We start from the raw sequence: 18,262 nt of genomic DNA on the forward strand, positions 1-18,262 counted from the left end.
GCTCGAAAGGACGGCGGGTGGCACCCCGCCACCCCGCAGACGGTGTCCCGGGCCGGAGGGCCAGGACGGATCGGACCAGACCGGATCGGACCAGAGCGATCGGGCCAGGCCGGATCGGGCCAGGCCGGCGCGGCGGGGGGCGTCGGCCACCGCCCCGGACGGCGGCGGCGCGGCACGTCCACGTCGAGGGCCTTTGCCCGGACGAGGTCCCCGGACTTCATGCCCGCCGCCGGGGCGCGAGCCCGGTGCCGCAGCGCGAGCCCCGGGCGGGGAGGATGGGCACATGGAGAGGTCGACCTTCGTCTACGACGGGGACTGCGCGTTCTGCACCCGGTGTGCCGAGTTCATCGAGCGGCGCATCCCCACCGACGTCCGGGTGCTGCCCTGGCAGTTCGCGGACCTGGCGGCCCTCGGCCTGACCGTCGCCGAGTGCGAGGAGGCCGTGCAGTGGGTCGGCGCGGACGGCGGCCGGGCGGCCGGACCGGACGCCATCGCCCGGCTGCTCGGCGCCAGCACCGTCGGCTGGCGGGCGGCCGGTGCCGTGCTGCGCCTGCCGCCGGTCCGCCTCCCCGCCTGGCCGGTGTACCGCTGGGTGGCCCGGAACCGGCACCGCCTGCCCGGTGGGACGGCGGCCTGCTCGTTGCCGCAGGAGGTCCGGGAACGGCTCTACGGGCCGGCGGGCGGCCCGCCCACCACCGCCTGACCGGGAGGGTTCACCGTCCGGTCGGGGCCGGTCGTCGTGCGCGGGGGTGACGTCTCGGTCGCCGACGCGCCACCGACGCGGCGGGCCAGCCGGCGGAGCAGGACGAGGGGGCGGACCCGCTCCAGTGCCAGGAAGCTGGCCATCGCGACCAGGTGCGGCGCGAACGAGATGGTGATGGTCGCCATGGTGACCGCGTGGAACGAGTAGAAGAACCCGACCATCGCCGTACGCCAGCGCGCGGGCAGCAGGAAGACCACCGGGCTGAGCAGCTCGAAGGCCATGATCCCGAACTGTGCGGCGATCAGCAGGTAGGGCACCTGCGCGATCAGGTCGGCCAGGTCGGTGCCCCGCCGCAGGATCGCCCGGGCCAGCACCGAGCCGGTCATCCAGTCGGGGCCACCGAAGCGCAGCTTCGCCCAGGCGGCGAGGAAGTACGTGCAGACCACGGCGATCTGGGTGACCCGCAGGGCCCAGCCGCCCGCCTCGGTGCGGGTCGGGTCGCCGTGCCGGGCCCGACCCACGGTGGGGAGCACGGCCAGCGCCACCAGCAGGCCGAACCGGTCGTGGTCGACCTTGCCGTAGCTCATCCCGATGATCATCCAGTACAGGTACAGCGCGAAGACGGACCAGCCGAGCAGGCGGGGCGCCCGGCCGGTCGCGGCCAGCAGGGCGAGCACGAGCAGCGTCCAGAAGATCCCGGTGATCAGCCACTCGGTGGGGGTGGGCAGGTGCAGCAGCCGACTGACGAACAGCGGTCGGTACAGCTCGCCCGGCACGTTGGCGTGGGTGCGCACCCAGGGAGTGAAGAAGACCAGGTCACCGGCGACGAAGAGGTAGACCAGGGTCCGGAAGGCCGCGATCCGGCCGAGCGGCACCGCCTCGGTCAGCCATCGGCCGACGGCGGTCACCGGGCCGCCTCCCACCGGACCACCGTCTCGTCGACGTGCCGGCCGGTCGGCCGTCCGTCCTCGATGCCGTGCCAGCGCACCACGATGCGGACCTCGACCACCTCGGGCGCGCCCGGGTGGCGGTCGGCGTAGGCGTCGGCGACCTCCCGGAGCAGTTCGGGGTCGGCCTCGTACCGGCCGCGCTGACCCTCGATCTCGGCGCGGCGGATGCCGGTGGCGTCCTGACCCAGTTCGATCAGCGCGCCGGTCGCGTCGACCCCCTCGACCCGGGTGTCCGGTGCCGGGGCATCCGGCGAGTTGGTGGTGGCGAACATCCGGAACGGCCCGAACGGGAAGTGGTCGTCGGAACCGACGAGGGTGCCGGTGAGCAGCAGCGCGAGGCCGAGCGCGGTGGCGCCCAGCCGGACGGCCCGGCCCTGCGGGGTCAAGGTCTCCATCGCATGGCGACGATACGGAATGTTCCGGCCGTCGGGGATCCCTCCGTCGTCCATCCGTGGCGGTCCGTGTCGCCAGGTGGTCGCGGGCAGGCGTCAGCTCCGGACGGGCCGGGCCCGTCCGGAGCCGGTGCGCGTCGGGTCAGTGCTGGTGTTCGGCCAGCTTCTTGCGAACGTCCGCCATGTCGAGCGCCTGGACCTGCTCGATCAGGTTCTCCAGGGCCGACTCGGGAAGGGCGCCCGGCTGGGCGAAAACGATCACCCCGTCGCGGATCGCCATGATGGTCGGGATCGACCGGATGTCGAACTGCGCGCCCAGGGCCTGCTGCGCCTCGGTGTCGACCTTGCCGAAGACGATGTCCGGGTGCTTCTCCGAGGAGCGCTCGAAGACCGGGGCGAACCGCTTGCACGGGCCGCACCACTCCGCCCAGAAGTCGACCAGGACGATGCCGTCCCGGCCGGTCACCTCTTCGAAGTTCGCCGTGGTCAGCTCAACGGTTGCCATTCCAGTCTCCGATCAGCGCGGATTGCGTACGTCAGGTGGAACCGGGTGGGGTGGTTCCGAATTCCCGTGGGTGCGGTGTCGAAACTCGGCAGCTCACCGGGGGGATCGAAACACGTCTGTTAACGAGTTGCGTGCCTTCTGCACTTGCAGCCTGCACTTGCGTGACAAGCCGTGATGGGAGCGATCCCACGGAGATTGACGATCATCCCGCTCGATGTTCCATCGACTCCCTCTTGACAAGGGGGGATCTCACCTGCGGTGATCGCTCCGTCGGTGGATCTCGGTCACTCTGCGTGCGGTAACGAAAAGATAAATGTGACTTGCATCTCTGTTCTGTGTTACATCCCGTGGGGCAGAATCTTTCCCATCAGAGCGTGGGCGGCGGGTGCCGGGGAGGGCCCCGCCGCTCATTGCGTCCGCACCCCTCCAGAGCTGCCTTAACTCTCGATAAGGCATGCTGTGCCGAACTCCATCGCCCGCACCAGGGAGACCCGGATGCAGTTCGGCCGCTACTACGAGGAGTTCGAGGTCGGCGCGGTGTACCGGCACTGGCCCGGCAAGACCGTCACGGAGTACGACGACCACCTCTTCTGCCTGCTCACCATGAACCACCATCCGCTGCACCTGGACGCGCACTACGCGGAGACCGCGAGCCAGTTCGGGCGGAACGTGGTGGTCGGCAACTACGTCTACTCCCTCCTGCTCGGCATGTCGGTCCCGGACGTCAGCGGCAAGGCCATCGCCAACCTCGAGGTCGAGTCGCTACGCCACGTCGCCCCCACCTTCCACGGCGACACCATCTACGGCGAGACGACCGTGCTGGACAAGCGCGAGTCGGCGTCCCGGCCGGACCGGGGCGTGGTCTCGGTGGAGACCCGGGGCCGCAAGCAGGACGGCACCCTGGTCTGCGTCTTCCGCCGTCGGGTGATGGTCCCCAAGCGTGAGTACGCCGTGGCGGCCGTCCCGGAGGGTGTCGACCCGGAGCGGCCCAGCTTCCCCGAACCCCGCTGACCCGGGGCCGGGTGCCGGTCCCGGCGGCGTCCGGGTGGTCCGGCGTCCGGGCGCCCGGTGGCCGGCATATGCTGACGCCGGAGGTTCCCATGAGCCACTCCCTCGCCGGAGAGCCGCCCGCCGCCGGCCGTCGCGCCGCCCCGCTGACCACCGCCGTCTACTCCGCCGCCGAGTGGGATCTGCTCACCGGACTACCCGGGCGGGTGGTGGTCGTCGCCACCGCCCCGGCCCCCGGTCGGCCACTGCGTGGCGTCGCCGCCGGGCTCGCCGGCCTGGAGGCGGTGGCCGCCGGACGGGCCTTCGACAGCGACCTCGTACGCGCCGTGGTCGCCACCATCTACGCCCGCCATGACGAACCCGCCCCACCCGCTCGGACCGGTCGGGGCCGTCGCCGTGGTCGATCGGCCCCCACCGACCCGGCGGACCTGCTCGCCGACTGCCGGACGGCGGCCCGGGTGCTCCGGCGCCGGGCCGACCCGGCCGACTCGGCGGCGTACCGCCAGTGGGTGCAGACGGTCGCGGCCCGGGTCTGCCGGGCGGCTCCCGGCGGGCCCACGCTCAGCCCGGCCGACCAGCACTTCCTCGACCGGCTGGGTGCGGCGCTGGGCCTGCGCTGAGGGGCCGGGCGGGCACCGTACGCTGTGCCAGCGTGACCGGTGACCAGCTCGACGTCGGCGTGGGCCCGTGGCCCGGAGATCCCCCCGACGACCCCCGCTACGACCCGGAGCTGCTCGCCGAGGGCGACCGGCGCAACGTGGTCGACCGGTACCGCTACTGGCGGCGGGAGGCCGTGGTCGAGGATCTGGACCGCCGCCGGCACGACTTCCACGTGGCGATCGAGAACTGGCAGCACGACTTCAACATCGGCACCGTGGTGCGAAACGCCAACGCGTTCCTCGCCGCCGAGGTGCACATCGTCGGGCGGCGGCGGTGGAACCGGCGCGGCGCGATGGTCACCGACCGCTACCAGCACGTCCGGCACCACGAGACGATCGACGAGTTCGTCGCCTGGGCGGCCGCGCGGGACCTGCCCGTGGTCGGCATCGACAACCTGCCCGGGTCCTGTCCGCTGGAGACCACCACGCTGCCCCGGCGTTGCGTGCTGCTTTTCGGCCAGGAGGGGCCCGGTCTCTCCGAGGCGGCCCGCGCCGCCTGCGACCAGCTCTTCTCGATCGCCCAGTACGGCTCGACCCGGTCGATCAACGCCGGTGTGGCCAGCGGTATCGCGATGCACGCATGGATCCGGGCGTACGCCGACGCGCCACCGGCCTGACCTGCGCTTTCCCGACCCGTTACCAGGTGGCGGACCGGACGTGACCGAAAAGGCCGCTCCGCTTGACGGGGTGACGATCCGGGGTGACCGTGTGGATATGAGTGTTTCGGTGAGTTGTCCGCGGTGTGGCGGACCGGTACGGGGGCCGGACCTGATGCACACGGAGTCGCGTTGTCTGGCCTGCGGGCCCGTCCCCCCGTTGCACGTCCCGGAGCACATCGGTCCGGAGATCGTGTCGAGCGTGGTGGAGCGGATCATGGCCGGGCCGACCGGGGAGACCCCGGCCGTCCCGCTCTGGTCCCCCTGGCCACTGCCGCCCGGCTGGACCGTGACCGGGGTCGGCTGGGCCGGCGACGACCGCACCGGCGTCCGCGCCACCGTGGTCGCCTGTGCCGGCCCCGCCCCGCTCGGGGGTGGCCCCGCCGACGTGGTCTTCGTCGCGGAGGAGCCCGGCGTGGGGCTCGGCACCCGCCTCGCCGGCATGCCCGGTCCGGACCCGGGCACCCGGCTCACCGAGGCGCTGGCCGACCCCGGCCCAGGTCATCCCGAGCACGTCGCCACGGCGAAGATCAGGGTGGGCGGCCATCCGACTCCACTGTGGCCCGTCGATTCCTCACCGGATCGAAGCGCGTACGCCGGCGAGGCTCGGGGAATGTGGCTTCATGCGATAGCCTGGCCGGCGAGCGCGGGTCACCTCCTCGCGGAAGACGTCGTCCTCCACGACCTGACCGAGTGGACTCCGCCCGAGCTCGTGTACGGTGCGCCCTCTCCGTACCTGCACGGGAAGGCTTGACGAGCGACGAGGCTTGACAAGTCTCCCGGAATGTCGGAGAACAGACGCAGTATTCACCGTACGACACCTGACTGATACTCTGGGTGCCGCTGCGGTATGGGACCCGGCACCGCGCGAGAGGATGGGCCCGTCATGGTCAAGAAGGTCCTCACCTGGGCCGGAGTCGCGTTCTTGATTTTCTTTATCGCGTTCCAGCCCAACTCCGCCGCTGACGTCTTCAAGTCGCTCGGCGGCGGCATCATGGACATTGCGCAGGGCTTCGGCGACTTCTTCACCAACCTCTTCGCCTAACCCGCGATGGGAAGCCCCTCCGGCCTGCCCCCAGACCCCGACGATCCCGACCGGGAACGCCGGGAGCGCGACACGGAGCCGATCCCCCGGTACCGGGGGGACGACGACGATCCGCCTCCGGGCTACGGCCCCGGGCGTGGCGACCGGGCGTCCTATCCGGACGACCTCGGTTACCCCGCCGACGGGCCGCCCTATCCGGACGATGCCCGCTCGGGCCGCACCTGGGTCCGCGATCCGGAGGCCGAGTACCAGCCACCGGTCTTCAGCGACGACGAGCTGGCCGGCCTCCGGGCGGACGCCGCCGGCTCGGCGCCGCGCCGGGTGCTGCCCCTGGAGGACGAGCCCAGCTCACTGGTCGCCCGCTACCTCTTCCCCACCGAGCGGTACCGGGGCGAGTGGAAGCGGCACTGGATCCACCTCACCACCCCGATCCTGATCGGGGTGGCCGCGACCTTCGTCCTCGGCTACCTCTCCGGTGCCCTCGCCAACCGGAACATCGGCCCGTTGACCACCATCGCGGTGCTGCTCTGGTTCGCGGTGATGGGCTGGGTCGCGTGGAAGGTCGCGGACTGGTGGTACGACCGCTTCATCCTGACCAACAAGCGGGTCATGGTGGTCAACGGGATCATCACCCGCAAGGTCGCGATGATGCCGCTGGCCCGGGTCACCGACATGAAGTACGAGCAGACGCCGACCGGTCGGGCCCTGAACTACGGCACCTTCGTGCTGGAGTCCGCCGGCCAGGACCAGGCACTCCGCGAGATCAAGAACCTGCCGAACCCGAACGAGCTCTACCTGCGTGTGGTCGAGGAGATGTACGAGCCGCAGGCGGTGGAGGCCCGGTTGGGCAAGGAGGCCGACGAGGCGAAGGCGGACGACGGGGCGTAGGTTTTCGTCCGAACATCGGAGGAACACGCACCTTTCTGCCGTCGACCCGACCCCCGGAGCATGGCAGCCTGCCAGCAGGAGGGGCGGGAGGTGAGTGGTGGCCGGCAGGAACGACCTGGAAGAGGAGTTCCGCGAGTTCGTCGCGGCCCGCTCCGGAGCCCTGCTGCGTACCGCCTACCTGCTCGCCGGGGACTGGGCCACCGCCGAGGACCTGCTCCAGACCGCGTTGACCAAGACCTACCTGGCCTGGAAGCGCAACGGTGGGATCGACGCCGTCGAGCCGTACGCCCGGCGGGTGCTGGTCAACACGTCGACGAGTTGGTGGCGTCGGCGCTGGCACGGTGAACGCCCCACCGAGGTGCTCCCCGAACGGCCCGCGACCGACGAGATCGAGCAGCAGCTCGACCGGGACGCGCTCTGGCGGCACCTGCGTGCCCTGCCGGCCCGGCAACGGGCGGTGCTGGTGCTCCGCTACTACGAGGACCTCTCCGAGGCGCAGACGGCGGCCCTGCTGAACATCTCCGTCGGGACGGTGAAGAGCCAGACCTCGCGGGCCCTGAACACGCTGCGCCGCCGGCTCGGCAGCGAGGACGCCCTCGGCCTGTCCGCCGGAGCGAGCAGTCCGGACGGCAGCGCGGCACCCGCCCCGGGCGTCGCCGCGGCGCCCGCCCCGGCAGCCCGGTCCCGCCCGGTGCCGCGTACCCCGGTGCGGCCGGTGGTGCCGCGACCCGTCGCCGACAGCGCAGCCCCGGTGGGCCTCGGTGGCGCTTCCGGGCCGGCACCGGCGCTCCCGGCCCGACCACCGGTGCTCGCCACCGGGCTGCCCGCGTCGACCGGGGAACACCGGTGAACCGCCCCGACAACCTGCGCGGCGATCCGCAGCGTCCAATCGGTGTGGCGCGGGAGGACCTGGAGCAGGCGTTGCGGGAGACCCTGGCCCGCCAGGCCGGCACGCCCCGGCCGCTCGCGGTCGACCCCGCCGGCCGGGCGGTACGCCGTGCCGAGCGGCTCCAACGCCGACGGACCCTGGCCGGGGTGGCCCTGGCCGCGGTCGCGACCGTGGCGGTCAGCACCGGCATGGCACAGCTGGGCACCGGCACCGCCCGGTACACCAGTCCGACCGTGGTGCTCGGCGACCCGACCGGACCGCCCGCCACGTCGGCCGTGCCGTCGGTGCAGCTCGACGGGCCGGTGTTCGAGGGGCTGTCGCTGGTCACCGGCTCCACCCTGGTCGTCGACGGCCGGGGGACGGATCTCGGCGCGGTCGGTCCGGTCGCGCGCGGACTGCGTACCGGGGACGGCTGGTTGTTCATCGGCACGCCCGGCGCGGCCGGCCGGACTGTCTGGTTGGTGGGCTCGAACGGCACGTCCCGGGTGCTGCTCGCCGGGGCGGACGCGGTGGCGGCGGACCCGACCGGCCGGCGGCTCGTCTGGCGGGAGGGGACCGAACTCCTCGTCGCGACGATCGCCAACGGTCAGCTGCTCCCGGGGCTGCGCACGACGGTTCCCGCGTCGGCGACGCCGGTTGGTTTCGTCGGCGACGACGTCCTCGTGCGGGTGCGCCCGGACCGGCCGGGCTTCGCGCTCTGGCGGGCCGACGGCAGCCCGTTCCGGATCGGTGCGGACCGGTCCGTCCTCGACGTCTACGGCCGCCTTCCGGACGGGCGGCTGGTCGCCCGGGTCACCGGCGCGTCGTCCCGGCAGTGCCTGGCCCTGCTCGACCCGGCCCGTGCCCTGGCCGCATCGGTCACGGGCTGCTCCGGGCCCCCGCTGGGGGACGGGCCGGGATCGGTCTCCCCGGACGGACGGTGGCTGCTGGTGAACGGTGCCGCCGACAGCCGGTCCGCCAACGGCACGGCGCTGCTGGTCGACCTGGGGCAGGCGTTCGGCGCGAAGCCGGTGGTCCGCCCCGTCGGCCCGGGGGTGGCCGGTGCGGCGGCGTGGCCGGCGGTGGCGGAGGAGGTCGTGTACCCGGCGGTCGACGGGACGCTGGTGCGGTTCGACCCCGACCGGAACCCCGTGCAGGCCACCGCGGCGGCGGTGCCGGGACTGCCGGCGGGCCAGTGGCCGGCGCTCGTCACCGCGGCGACCCTCTGAAGCGCAGCCCGTCGACCGAGGGCCACCCCGGTTCCCGCAGCCGGGTAGCGTCCGGATCGTGACCCCGCGACCCTCGTCCGCCCCGAGCCGGATCGACCTGCACACCCACTCCACCGCCAGCGACGGCACGCTGACCCCGGCCGAGCTGGTGCGGGCCGCCGCCGACGCCGGGCTCGACGTCGTGGCGATCACCGACCACGACACCACCGCCGGCTGGGAACCGGCGCGACGGGCGCTGCCGCCCGGACTCACCCTGATCCGGGGCGCGGAGATCTCCTGCCTGTGGAACGGGGTGCGGCCCGGGGTGTCGCTGCACCTGCTGGCGTACCTGTTCGATCCGGACTTCCCGGCGCTCGCCGCCGAACTGGCTCGGGTCCGGGCCTCCCGGGAGGTCCGTGGCGAGCGGATCGTCGAGCTGTTGCGGGCCGACGGGATCGAGGTGAGCTGGACGGAGATCCACACCGCCGCCGCGGGTGGCTCCGTCGGCCGCCCGCACATCGCGGCGGCGCTGATCCGCGCCGGGCTGGTGGCGACCACCACCGAGGCGTTCGGCCCGCAGTGGCTGGGCAACCGGTACCGGGTCGCCAAGGACGACATCGACGTCTTCCGGGCGGTGGAGCTGGTCCGGGCGGCCGGCGGGGTGCCGGTCCTCGCCCACCCCCGGGCCACCCGCCGGGGTCGGATCGTGCCGGACGAGCTCATCGTCGAGCTGGCCGAGGCGGGCCTGGCCGGGCTGGAGGCCGACCACGAGGACCACTCGCCGGCCGAACGGGAGCACGTCCGGGCCCTCGCCGACCGGCTCGGCCTGATCGTGACCGGCTCGTCGGACTTCCACGGCACGCACAAGACCGTCCGGCTGGGCGCCCACACCACCAGTCCGCAGGCGTACGAGCGGATCGTCGCGCAGGCCGGCGGGGTGACCTCGGTCGCTTCGGGCTGACCCGCGTTCGGCCTGGCCAGAGCGTCGCTACCGTGATCAGGTGGACGCCAAGCTGTTCGGAGAGGTCTTCGTGACCCTGCTGGTCATCACCGACCCGCCGGGCATGATGCCGATCTTCCTCGCGCTGACCGGCCCGATGTCGGCCCGGGACCGCCACCGGGCGGCCTGGCAGGCGGTGGCGCTGGCCCTCGGCGTGATCGTGGTCTTCGCGGTGGCCGGGCAGACCCTTCTCGACTACCTGCACGTGGACCTGCCGGCCCTCCAGGCCGCCGGTGGGCTGCTGCTGGTGCTGGTCGCGCTGGAACTGCTCACCGGCAAGGCGGACGATCCCAGCCAGCAGTCCACCACCAACATCGCCCTGGTGCCGCTGGGCACTCCGCTGCTGGCCGGACCGGGTGCCATCGTGGCGACGATGCTCTTCGTCCAGCAGGCGGACGGCGCCGCCGACGTCACCGCCATCGCCGCCGCCATCGTCGCGGTGATGGTCGCCGTCTGGGTCGTGCTCCGCTTCTCCGGCGGGATCGTCAAGGTGCTCCGCCCCGGCGGGATCGAGGTGCTCACCCGGATCGCCGGCCTGTTGCTGGCCGCGATCGCCGTCCAGCTCATCGCGGACGCCATCGCCGCGTTCGTGACGCAGTACGCCAGTCTGACCTGACTCGCCGGTTACCTACCTGTCGTACTCGGATGGCAGGATCGCGGAGTGCGACGTTCCCCAGCCGACCGGTCCGGCCGCGCCGCCGGAGGCACCCCGCCCCGTCCCCGTGCCGAGCAGCCCGAGCAGCTCGGCTTCGCCGGCATGCCGGAGCGGCTCTTCGTCTGCACCCCGAGCAAGCTCGGGGCGTACGCCGACTGCCCCCGTCGCTACCGCTACTCGTACGTCGACCGTCCCGCCCCGCAGAAGGGGCCGCCGTGGGCGCACAACTCCCTCGGCGCGAGCGTGCACACCGCCCTGAAGAACTGGTACGCGATCCCCGTCGACCGGCGTCACCCGGAGGCGCTGGCCGCCCTGCTCAAGGGCACCTGGGTCCGCGACGGCTACCGCGACGACGAGCAGGAACGAACCGCCTTCCGGCGGGCGCTGTCCTGGCTGGAGGCGTACGTCGACACCCTCGACCCGGCCGACGAGCCGGTCGGGGTGGAGCGGACGGTGGCGGCGAAGACCGCCGTGCTGGCGCTCAACGGCCGCGCCGACCGGATCGACTCCCGCCCCGGCCCGGACGGCCCCGAGCTGGTCATCGTCGACTACAAGACCGGCCGCGCCGGGCTGGACGCCGACGACGCCCGGGGATCGCAGGCGCTGGCGCTCTACGCGTACGCCGCCGAGCGGGTGTTCCGCCGGCCGTGCCGCCGGGTCGAGCTGCACCACCTGCCCACCGGCACGGTCGCCGCCCACGAGCACACCCCCGAGTCCCTCGCCCGGCAGGTCGACCGGGCCGAGCAGACCGCGCGGGACATCATGGCCGCCGAGCGGTCCGTCGCCGACGGGGCCGGCCCCGACGAGGCGTTCCCCACCCTCGCCGGCACGCACTGCGGCTGGTGCGACTTCCGGCGGATCTGTCCCGACGGGGCGCGGGTCTCCGGCCAGGAGCCGTGGGCCGCCGTGGAACGGACCCTGGCAGCAACCCCACGGGACTGACCGCCGGGCCGCTCAGGCCGGCACGGCCGGGCCGGCGAGCCGGGCGGCGCGGGCCTTGGCGGCCTGCTGGAGCGGGCCTTCCCGGTAACGCTGGGGAACGGCGGCCAGCGCCAGCCGCAACGCCCGCAGGCCCACCTCGGCCGAGAGGGCGGTGGTGGGCAGCCCCAGCCCGCCGTAGAGCCGCTGGGCCCAGCCGGGCAGCAGCCCCAGCGCCGTACCGGCGACGCCGAAGTACGCCCAGCGGGGTGGGCCGAGGGTGAGGCCGAGCCGCACCGGGAGGCTGAACCCCCCGGGTAGCGGCGGAGCCGTGAGGAAGAGCGCGGTCTCCGCCGCCTCCCGGGTCATCCGCAACTCCGGTCGGATCCGCCGGTAGTAGTCGTCCACCTCGGCCGCCGTGCCCGGGACGGTCTCCGGGTCCAGCCCGACCAGGGCCGCCGACCGGCGCTGCTCGGTGTAGTAGCCGTCCACCTCGGCGTCGGTCAACGACAGCCCGGCCCGCCGGGCGGTGCTGACGAACGACTCGACCTCGGTGACGTGCACCCAGCGGAGCAGGTCGGGCTCGTCGACCCGGAACTCTTCCCCGGTGCCCGGGTCGACGGCCCGGAGCCGGGCGTGCAGCCTCCTCAGCCGGCGGCCGGCCGCCTCCGCCTCGGCGGTGGTGCCGTAGATCGTGGTCGCCACGTAGGTGGCGGTGCGCAGCAGCCGGCCCCATGAGTCCCGGCGGTAGTTGCTGTTCTGTGCCACCCCGGCCATCGCCCGGGGGTGCAGGGCCTGGAGGTAGAGCGCACGCAGGCCGGCGACGAGCAGGACGGGTTCCTCGTGGACCTTCCAGGTCACCGAGTCGGGACCGAAGAGGCCGAGGTCATCGGATTCCACCGATCAAGAGTGCCACGCCGGTGGACGCGACGGTTTCCGCCGGTTCAGACGTCGGCGCGGCGGCGGGTCTGGCAGGCGGGGCAGAGCCCCCAGAAGGTGACCTCCGCCTCGTCGACCTGGAACCCGTGGGCGGTGTTCGGGTCGAGGCACGGGGCGCTGCCCACGGCGCAGTCGATGTCGGCGATGTCGCCGCAGCCACGGCAGACCACGTGGTGGTGGTTGTCCCCGGCGCGTGCCTCGAACCGGGCAGGGCTGCCGGCCGGTTCGATCCGGCGGGACAGGCCGGCCCGGGAGAGCGCGCCGAGCACGTCGTACACCGCCTGGGTGGAGACCGAGTCCAACCGCTCACGGACGCGCCGGGTGATCTCGTCGACCTCGAGGTGCCCGCCGGCGGCGAGGACGTCGAGGACGGCGAGCCGGGGTCGGGTGACCCGCAGGCCCTTCGACCTGAGCAGTTCCTCGGCACCGGACATGGACTCATCACAGCACGCCGTCGTGGGGCCGCCACCCCGCCTCCGGAGCACGTGGCCCCGGCCACAGCCCAGGTCACCGCAGGTGGCGCTGAACCGGACCCCCACGGAACGCGTGTATGCGGGCGGGACCCGGAGGCGACGTACGCTGCTGGGCGCGGAACCATCGGAGGTGGCGGGTGTTCGAGACGGTCGCAGGGTTGCCGGTACACGTCCTGGTCGTGCACGCCGTCGTGGTGTTCGTGCCGTTGCTGGCGTTGCTGGCCGTCGCGTACGGGGTGCTGCCCCGGTGGCGCGACCGCCTCGGCTGGGCGGTGGGGGTGCTCGCGGTGGTGACGCCCGTGCTCGCCTGGGTGGCGACCGAGTCCGGCGAGGCGTTCGAGAAGGTGCTCCGGGACGGTGGCTACCCGCCGGAGATCCTCTCCCAGGTCGAGACCCACTCCGGTTACGGCGACCTGCTGTTCCGGGCCACCCTGGGGCTGGCCGTCGCGGCGGTCGCGTTGCTGCTGGTGACGAGCGGGCGGGCCCGCGCCCGGTCACTGCCGTCCTGGCTGCCGGTGGTGCTGACGGTCGTGGTGGTCGCCCTGGCGGTGCTCGCGATGGCCTACGTCTACCTGACCGGTGAGACGGGTGCCCGCGCGGTCTGGGACGGCGTGGCCTGACCCCTCAGGACAGCACCCGCGAGCAGAGCAGGCAGATCACCACCAGCAGCACCACCCCGACCACCGCTCCCACGACCTGGGTGACCCGCTGGGCCCGCTGTTCGGCGGCGTCCAGCGCGTCGGCGTCCTGCCCAGGGAGCCGGCGTGGCGGCGGGGGCAGCAGGTGCAGCGGTGGACGCCAGCCCGGCGGGGGCGCGGTGGTGGGCGGGGGGCCGGCGTAACCGCTGGCCGGCGGGGCGGCCGTCGGCGGGGTCGCCGGTGGCGCGGGCTCGCCGTCCGGCGGCCGACGCCAGTAGTCGTCCTCGGAACCGTGGGGCGTCGTCACGCCGTCCGACGCTACCGGGAGCCGGCGTGCGGCACCGGGACGCGGCGCGCGGGACGACCGTGGCGGGGCCGCGCCGTGGGCGGTCGTCCCGCCCGGTCCCGGGCCGCACCACTCCGCGCTCGGTTACGCTCTGCTCGTGAGCACGGAGGATCGGCTGCTGCACACGCCCGGCGACGACGACCGCGTCGTCGACCTGGGCGACGACTTCGTGGTGCTGCCCGAGCAGACCACGGACGACACCGACCGGGGCTGGGGTGAGTCCACCGGCGGCAACGACGACCGGCTGCTCGCCGAGCGCCCGCCGCACTGGGACTGAGATCCCCCGTGCCGGTCAGCCGCGCACGACGACCGCGAACCGGCTGCCCTCGGGTTGCCCCACCACCCGTTGCGCCTGCGGTGGTGCGAGCGCCAGGTAGAGCGCGGACGAGCCGTCCAGTTCGCCCGCGCCGACCACGTCGAGGACCAGCGCCCCGGAGGCGAGCAGGACGGTCGTGACCGGTCCGGCGGCGGGCAGCGCCAGCAGGTCCACCCGGCTCCCGGGGCCCACGACGGCGAGGGCGGCCGGCTCGGCCAGGCGGACCGGCACCCCGACCGTGCCGTCGGGCAGCGGAAGCGACCCACCGGTCCGGTCCCCGCGTCCTTCCCCCGCTGCCACCGCTGGCGGGCCGGACGGGTCGGTACCGGTCGGGGCCGAGGAGGCGGAGGAGCCGGTCGGGGCGGCCGTGCCGGCGGGAGCCGCACCGGGGACCGGAGCGCATCCGGGCGGGGTGGTCAGGACGGCGGCGGCCAGCCCGAGGAGCGTGGCGACGAGCCCCGCCCGCAGCAGCGTGCCCGCACCGGGCCGGGCCGGCCACCGGACCGGACGTAGTGACCTTTCGCCGACCGTACGGCCGAAGCGCATGCCCGCCTCCCTCACCCGTGGCGGCGACCCGCTGGTCCGCCCCGGTCGTCGCCGGATCGACGCGGGAACGCGCCGGGTCAGCAGGTTAGGCGGCGGGAGACGGCGACGCGGGCCGCCTGTGGACGACCCGCGTGCCTGTGGACGACGCCCCGGCGGCGGAGTGGATCTGCTATGGCAGGGCCTCGCCGGTGCCGGAGGCGGTCAGGAGGAGGAACTGGCGGCGGGGGCCTTGGCCGTCGAGGAGCCGCCCGACGAGCCGCCGGAGCCGTTGCCGCTGGCAGGGGAGGACGACGAGGACGACGAGGAGGACGACGAGCCGGAGTCGCCGCCGGACGAGCCGTTCGACGACTCGGACTTGCCCGTCTTGCCGCCGGTCAGCGAGTCCGAACCCGAGGAACGCGAGTCGGTCCGGTAGAAGCCGGAGCCCTTGAAGACGATGCCGACCGAGTTGAACAGCTTGCGCAGCCGACCCGTACACGCCGGGCACTCGGTCAACGGCTCGTCAGAGAAGGACTGCACCGCCTCGAGCTGGTGGCCGCACGCGGTGCAGGCGTACTGGTACGTGGGCACGTCTTCCTCCGGATCTGGCACGGCCTGTTGGCACTCGACCTGTTCGAGTGCCAATGGTGCGTCATCCGACCCGGGTTCGTCCAGCCGGTGTGGTCAAGCCGTGGTCAACTCCCGTAGCCCGCCGGTCGGCGTGACCACCGCCCGGACCGGCCGGTCGTGCGGCTCGGCGGGCAGCCGGTCGACCAACTCGCCGTCGTGCAGCAGGGCGACCGTCCACGCCCCGGCGGGCACCCGGGCCAGCGCCCGGTCGTACGACCCGCCGCCCCGACCGAGCCGGATCCCCCGCCGGTCCACCGCCAGCGCCGGCACCACCACCAGCTCCGCCCCGGCCACCGCCGCCCGCCCCAACCGGGGACCGGCCGGCTCCCGCATCCCCCGGCCCGCCGCGACCAGGGCGTCCGGACCGGCGTACCCGGCCCAGTCCAGGTCGAGATCCGCGAGGAGCACCGGCAGCAGCAGCTCCGCCCCATCCGGGAGCGCCCCGCGCAGCACCTCCGGCAGGTCGGGCCCGCCCGGCTCGGAGCCCACCGGCACGTACCCGGTCATCCGGCGCGGGCGCAGCCGGCGTACCAGATCGACAAGCGTGCCCCCGACGGCGGCGGCTGCGGCGGCCCGCTCGACGGCACCCAGGGCCCGGCGGCGCGCGAGCAGCTCCGCGCGGGTCCGGGGCTTCGTCCCGGAGGTCGCTTCCGCTTCATCAGAAAAATCCGTCACGCAACACTCCTGACGCAACGCTCGTTCCGCGGTGCCGCTGTGTCAGCATCGCAGCATCGGGCGTAGGACTTCCGGGGGGAAGAGTGACGCTACGCGGGCGGTTGACCGCAGCCTTCCTCACGGTGGTGCTCGGTCCGGTCCTGCTCGGGGCGTTCTTCGTCGGCACCACACTGGCCACGGTCGACCAGCGGCGCTCCGCCGAACGGCTCGGGCTGGCCGTCGGGGCCGTCCGGACCTCCGTCGACGCTCTCTGCCAGCAACTGCGGGCCGCCGCCGACGCGGTGGCGCTGCGCGGCGCGGACCCGGTCGGCCGGGCGGGCGCCGCCACCCAGGTGGTCAGCCGGGGACTCGCCGCCGCCGTCCTGGTCACCGACGTGACCGGGGGGACCGCCTACACCACGCCCGGCGCGCCGGAGCGCCCCTGGCTGGACTGCGCCGGCCCCCGCCGGTCCGACGGCCCGATCCGGGCGCTCACCGCCGAGGTGGAGCTGCGCGACCAGGCCGGGGCCATGCTGGGCCGGGTCGCCGCCGCCCAGCTCGTCGACCCGGGCTTCGTGGCCCGGCTCGCCGCGGTCACCGGCGTCGAGGTCACGCTCCTCACCGGCGACGCCGGCATCGCGCAGACCACCGAGGCGGCCGGGGTACGTGACGAGGTGCTGGCCGCCGCCGCCCCGGTCGGCGACGACCGGGTCACCGGCACCGGTGCCGGGCGGTACGTCCGTCGTGCCGGCCCGGTCCCCGGCCAGCCGCTGCCCCTGCTCCTCTCCGTCCCGAGCGACCAGTCACCGGGCCTGCACGCGGCCCTGGTCGCCGCGGTCCTGCTCGCCGGGCTGCTCGCCGTGCTCGCCGCGGGGCGGCTGGCCCGGGTGACCACCCGACCGCTGGCCGAGCTGGCGCACGCCGTCGACCGGGTCGCCCGGGGGGATCTGACCGCCCGGGTGCCGGTGCGCAGCCACGACGAGATCGGCCGGCTGGCCGGCACGTTCAACCGGATGACCCGGGAGACCCAGTCCTACGTGGCCGCCCTGACCAGCAGCCGGGACCAGATGCGCGGCCACCTCGCCGTGCTCGGCGACACCCTCGCCAGCACCCACGACCTGGACCGCATCCTCCGGGTCATCCTGCACAGCGCGATCGCGGCGACCGGCGCGCGGTCCGGCGCGGTGCTGCTGGTGGAGGAGGACGACGTCCTCGTCGGACGCTGCCTGGCCGGGTCGGACGGCGACGACGAAGCCCCGGAGCCGGCCGCACTGCGGGTGCCGGTGGGCAGTGGGGTGGTGGGAGCGGTGGCGGCCACCGGCGAGCCCCGGCGTGGCCGGGTCGAACCGGGAGACACGCCACCGGGCGAGCCGGGCCGGACGTACGTGGCGGTGCCCTTCGCCGCGCCCGGCGCGGCGGCCGACGTCCCCGGGCGGGCCGCTGTCACCGGGGAGGCCGCCCCGGGCACGCTCGGCGTGCTGGTCCTCTACGACCGGCTCGGCGCCGACGGGTTCGACGACGACGACCTGGTGACCCTGCGGACGTTCGCCGGGCACGCGGCGGTGGCGGTGGAGAACGTCCGGGTCCACGAGGAGGCGCAGCGGCTCTCGCTGACCGACCCGCTCACCGGGCTCTGGAACTACCGCTACCTGCGCGAGTCGATCCGTCGGGAGGTGGAACGGGCCAGCCGGTTCGGCCGGATGCTCAGCGTCCTCGCCCTGGACCTGGACCTGTTCAAGAAGGTCAACGACACGTACGGGCACGCCGTCGGCGACGCTGTGCTGGTCGAGTTCGCCCGCCGGGTACGCGGCGAGATCCGCGAGGTGGACCTGGCCTTCCGGCAGGGCGGCGAGGAGTTCGTGCTGCTGCTACCGGAGACCGACGCGCGGGGCGCGGCGATCGTGGCGGAGCGGCTCGGCGCGGCGGTCCGGGACAGCCCGATCGTCACGGAGTCGCGTTCCGGCGGGCCCGGGGCCGGACCGGTGCGGATCCCGGTGACCGTGTCGGTGGGCATCGCCGTCTACCCCGACCACGCCAGCACCGCCCAGCAGGTGCTCGACGCCGCCGACGCCGCCCTGTACGCGGCGAAGGCGGCCGGCCGGGACACGTACCGGGTGGCCCCGGTGCCGGTCCGCCCCACGGCCGAGGAGATCACGGTCCGGGCGGGGGCGGCCCCACCCGAGGACGGTATGCCCCGCGCGGGTGCCGGGGGAGGTACGCGTCACGCGGCCGACGGCGGCGCGTCTTCCGGGCCACACCCGCCGCGACAGAGCCGTGGCCGATAGT

General features: G+C 74.2%; 24 protein-coding genes. 15 read left to right on the forward strand and 9 right to left on the reverse strand.

The genetic code is table 11. The features are described 5' to 3' along the window. Positions 1 to 283 precede the first annotated feature (283 nt). Complete coding sequence (locus tag IGA62_RS16225) at positions 284 to 703, forward strand: thiol-disulfide oxidoreductase DCC family protein (RefSeq protein WP_145820245.1); 420 nt, start codon at positions 284 to 286, stop codon at positions 701 to 703. On the opposite strand, the gene IGA62_RS16230 is transcribed toward IGA62_RS16225, so the two are convergent. The 3 genes from IGA62_RS16230 to trxA all read right to left on the reverse strand — a co-directional run bounded on the left by IGA62_RS16230 (position 667) and on the right by trxA (position 2,550). Next, positions 667 to 1,611: an HTTM domain-containing protein gene (locus tag IGA62_RS16230; protein ID WP_145820243.1), complete on the reverse strand. Its 945-nt coding sequence runs from the start codon at positions 1,609 to 1,611 to the stop codon at positions 667 to 669. The two genes, IGA62_RS16225 and IGA62_RS16230, sit on opposite strands and share 37 nt — an antisense overlap. After that, entirely contained in the window at positions 1,608 to 2,048 is a 441-nt protein-coding gene (locus IGA62_RS16235; RefSeq protein WP_145820241.1) for a hypothetical protein, read from the reverse strand. The genes IGA62_RS16230 and IGA62_RS16235 overlap by 4 nt, the downstream gene beginning before the upstream one ends. A gap of 139 nt (positions 2,049 to 2,187) precedes the next feature. Continuing rightward, a complete protein-coding gene (gene trxA, locus IGA62_RS16240; RefSeq protein WP_145820239.1) occupies positions 2,188 to 2,550 on the reverse strand; it encodes a thioredoxin in 363 nt (120 codons plus the stop codon). A gap of 495 nt (positions 2,551 to 3,045) precedes the next feature. On the opposite strand from trxA, the gene IGA62_RS16245 reads away from it, so the two are divergent. The 11 genes from IGA62_RS16245 to IGA62_RS16295 all read left to right on the forward strand — a co-directional run bounded on the left by IGA62_RS16245 (position 3,046) and on the right by IGA62_RS16295 (position 11,479). Beyond that, on the forward strand, positions 3,046 to 3,561 hold the full coding sequence (locus IGA62_RS16245; RefSeq protein ID WP_145822187.1) for a MaoC family dehydratase: 516 nt from the start codon (positions 3,046 to 3,048) through the stop codon (positions 3,559 to 3,561). A gap of 89 nt (positions 3,562 to 3,650) precedes the next feature. Beyond that, positions 3,651 to 4,178 (forward strand): hypothetical protein, encoded by a 528-nt coding sequence (locus tag IGA62_RS16250; protein WP_145820237.1) that lies wholly within the window; start codon positions 3,651 to 3,653, stop codon positions 4,176 to 4,178. A 32-nt stretch (positions 4,179 to 4,210) separates the two neighbouring features. Then, positions 4,211 to 4,834 (forward strand): TrmH family RNA methyltransferase, encoded by a 624-nt coding sequence (locus tag IGA62_RS16255; protein ID WP_145820235.1) that lies wholly within the window; start codon positions 4,211 to 4,213, stop codon positions 4,832 to 4,834. 97 nt (positions 4,835 to 4,931) lie between these two features. Next, a complete protein-coding gene (locus IGA62_RS16260) occupies positions 4,932 to 5,627 on the forward strand; it encodes a DUF6758 family protein (RefSeq protein WP_342353916.1) in 696 nt (231 codons plus the stop codon). A gap of 132 nt (positions 5,628 to 5,759) precedes the next feature. Continuing rightward, entirely contained in the window at positions 5,760 to 5,918 is a 159-nt protein-coding gene (locus IGA62_RS16265; RefSeq protein ID WP_170107933.1) for a hypothetical protein, read from the forward strand. 6 nt (positions 5,919 to 5,924) lie between these two features. Beyond that, complete coding sequence (locus IGA62_RS16270) at positions 5,925 to 6,806, forward strand: PH domain-containing protein (RefSeq protein ID WP_145820231.1); 882 nt, start codon at positions 5,925 to 5,927, stop codon at positions 6,804 to 6,806. 97 nt (positions 6,807 to 6,903) lie between these two features. Beyond that, positions 6,904 to 7,656: a SigE family RNA polymerase sigma factor gene (locus tag IGA62_RS16275; RefSeq protein ID WP_232624667.1), complete on the forward strand. Its 753-nt coding sequence runs from the start codon at positions 6,904 to 6,906 to the stop codon at positions 7,654 to 7,656. Beyond that, complete coding sequence (locus IGA62_RS16280; RefSeq protein WP_145820229.1) at positions 7,653 to 8,903, forward strand: hypothetical protein; 1,251 nt, start codon at positions 7,653 to 7,655, stop codon at positions 8,901 to 8,903. The genes IGA62_RS16275 and IGA62_RS16280 overlap by 4 nt, the downstream gene beginning before the upstream one ends. Positions 8,904 to 8,961: 58 nt before the next feature. Continuing rightward, positions 8,962 to 9,843, forward strand: a complete 882-nt coding sequence (locus tag IGA62_RS16285; RefSeq protein WP_145820227.1) for a PHP domain-containing protein — start codon at positions 8,962 to 8,964, stop codon at positions 9,841 to 9,843. Positions 9,844 to 9,883: 40 nt separating this feature from the next. After that, a complete protein-coding gene (locus IGA62_RS16290; RefSeq protein ID WP_091456688.1) occupies positions 9,884 to 10,498 on the forward strand; it encodes a MarC family protein in 615 nt (204 codons plus the stop codon). A 141-nt stretch (positions 10,499 to 10,639) separates the two neighbouring features. Then, positions 10,640 to 11,479: a RecB family exonuclease gene (locus IGA62_RS16295; RefSeq protein WP_145822186.1), complete on the forward strand. Its 840-nt coding sequence runs from the start codon at positions 10,640 to 10,642 to the stop codon at positions 11,477 to 11,479. Positions 11,480 to 11,491: 12 nt separating this feature from the next. Here the strand turns inward: IGA62_RS16295 and IGA62_RS16300 are convergent, their stop codons facing one another. Together IGA62_RS16300 and IGA62_RS16305 are read right to left on the reverse strand one after the other, a co-directional pair. Next, positions 11,492 to 12,355, reverse strand: a complete 864-nt coding sequence (locus IGA62_RS16300) for an oxygenase MpaB family protein (RefSeq protein WP_145820225.1) — start codon at positions 12,353 to 12,355, stop codon at positions 11,492 to 11,494. Positions 12,356 to 12,399: 44 nt separating this feature from the next. Further along, entirely contained in the window at positions 12,400 to 12,828 is a 429-nt protein-coding gene (locus IGA62_RS16305) for a Fur family transcriptional regulator (protein ID WP_145820223.1), read from the reverse strand. Between the two features lie 176 nt (positions 12,829 to 13,004). Between IGA62_RS16305 and IGA62_RS16310 the strand changes: the two genes are divergently transcribed. Beyond that, positions 13,005 to 13,487, forward strand: a complete 483-nt coding sequence (locus IGA62_RS16310; RefSeq protein WP_145820221.1) for a DUF2231 domain-containing protein — start codon at positions 13,005 to 13,007, stop codon at positions 13,485 to 13,487. 4 nt (positions 13,488 to 13,491) lie between these two features. Here the strand turns inward: IGA62_RS16310 and IGA62_RS16315 are convergent, their stop codons facing one another. Then, entirely contained in the window at positions 13,492 to 13,812 is a 321-nt protein-coding gene (locus tag IGA62_RS16315) for a hypothetical protein (RefSeq protein ID WP_190289184.1), read from the reverse strand. Between the two features lie 136 nt (positions 13,813 to 13,948). Here IGA62_RS16315 and IGA62_RS16320 point away from each other — a divergent pair, with 136 nt between their 5' ends. After that, positions 13,949 to 14,128: a hypothetical protein gene (locus tag IGA62_RS16320; protein ID WP_091456701.1), complete on the forward strand. Its 180-nt coding sequence runs from the start codon at positions 13,949 to 13,951 to the stop codon at positions 14,126 to 14,128. Positions 14,129 to 14,143: 15 nt separating this feature from the next. On the opposite strand, the gene IGA62_RS16325 is transcribed toward IGA62_RS16320, so the two are convergent. From IGA62_RS16325 to IGA62_RS16335, 3 genes are all read right to left on the reverse strand, one after another. After that, on the reverse strand, positions 14,144 to 14,713 hold the full coding sequence (locus IGA62_RS16325; protein WP_145820219.1) for a flagellar biosynthesis protein FlgA: 570 nt from the start codon (positions 14,711 to 14,713) through the stop codon (positions 14,144 to 14,146). Positions 14,714 to 14,914: 201 nt separating this feature from the next. Beyond that, complete coding sequence (locus IGA62_RS16330) at positions 14,915 to 15,283, reverse strand: FmdB family zinc ribbon protein (protein ID WP_145820217.1); 369 nt, start codon at positions 15,281 to 15,283, stop codon at positions 14,915 to 14,917. A 93-nt stretch (positions 15,284 to 15,376) separates the two neighbouring features. Further along, positions 15,377 to 15,997, reverse strand: a complete 621-nt coding sequence (locus IGA62_RS16335) for a 5-formyltetrahydrofolate cyclo-ligase (RefSeq protein WP_145820215.1) — start codon at positions 15,995 to 15,997, stop codon at positions 15,377 to 15,379. An 83-nt stretch (positions 15,998 to 16,080) separates the two neighbouring features. Here IGA62_RS16335 and IGA62_RS16340 point away from each other — a divergent pair, with 83 nt between their 5' ends. After that, positions 16,081 to 18,261, forward strand: coding sequence for a diguanylate cyclase (locus tag IGA62_RS16340; RefSeq protein ID WP_186500052.1), 2,181 nt, complete (start codon positions 16,081 to 16,083; stop codon positions 18,259 to 18,261). Position 18,262 lies beyond the last annotated feature (1 nt).

The organism is Micromonospora sagamiensis (genome assembly GCF_014680085.1).
GTDB lineage: Bacteria > Actinomycetota > Actinomycetes > Mycobacteriales > Micromonosporaceae > Micromonospora > Micromonospora inyonensis.

Excerpts from the sequence above, each read along its gene's own strand:
- IGA62_RS16235 (WP_145820241.1), bottom strand. The coding sequence starts at position 2,048 with ATGGAGACCTTGACCCCGCAGGGCCGGGCCGTCCGGCTGGGCGCCACC.
- IGA62_RS16265 (WP_170107933.1), top strand. The coding sequence starts at position 5,760 with ATGGTCAAGAAGGTCCTCACCTGGGCCGGAGTCGCGTTCTTGATTTTC.
- IGA62_RS16295 (WP_145822186.1), top strand. The coding sequence starts at position 10,640 with ATGCCGGAGCGGCTCTTCGTCTGCACCCCGAGCAAGCTCGGGGCGTAC.
- IGA62_RS16325 (WP_145820219.1), bottom strand. The coding sequence starts at position 14,713 with ATGCGCTTCGGCCGTACGGTCGGCGAAAGGTCACTACGTCCGGTCCGG.
- IGA62_RS16260 (WP_342353916.1), top strand. The coding sequence starts at position 4,932 with ATGAGTGTTTCGGTGAGTTGTCCGCGGTGTGGCGGACCGGTACGGGGG.
- trxA (WP_145820239.1), bottom strand. The coding sequence starts at position 2,550 with ATGGCAACCGTTGAGCTGACCACGGCGAACTTCGAAGAGGTGACCGGC.
- IGA62_RS16225 (WP_145820245.1), top strand. The coding sequence starts at position 284 with ATGGAGAGGTCGACCTTCGTCTACGACGGGGACTGCGCGTTCTGCACC.
- IGA62_RS16270 (WP_145820231.1), top strand. The coding sequence starts at position 5,925 with ATGGGAAGCCCCTCCGGCCTGCCCCCAGACCCCGACGATCCCGACCGG.
- IGA62_RS16245 (WP_145822187.1), top strand. The coding sequence starts at position 3,046 with ATGCAGTTCGGCCGCTACTACGAGGAGTTCGAGGTCGGCGCGGTGTAC.
- IGA62_RS16305 (WP_145820223.1), bottom strand. The coding sequence starts at position 12,828 with ATGTCCGGTGCCGAGGAACTGCTCAGGTCGAAGGGCCTGCGGGTCACC.
- IGA62_RS16250 (WP_145820237.1), top strand. The coding sequence starts at position 3,651 with ATGAGCCACTCCCTCGCCGGAGAGCCGCCCGCCGCCGGCCGTCGCGCC.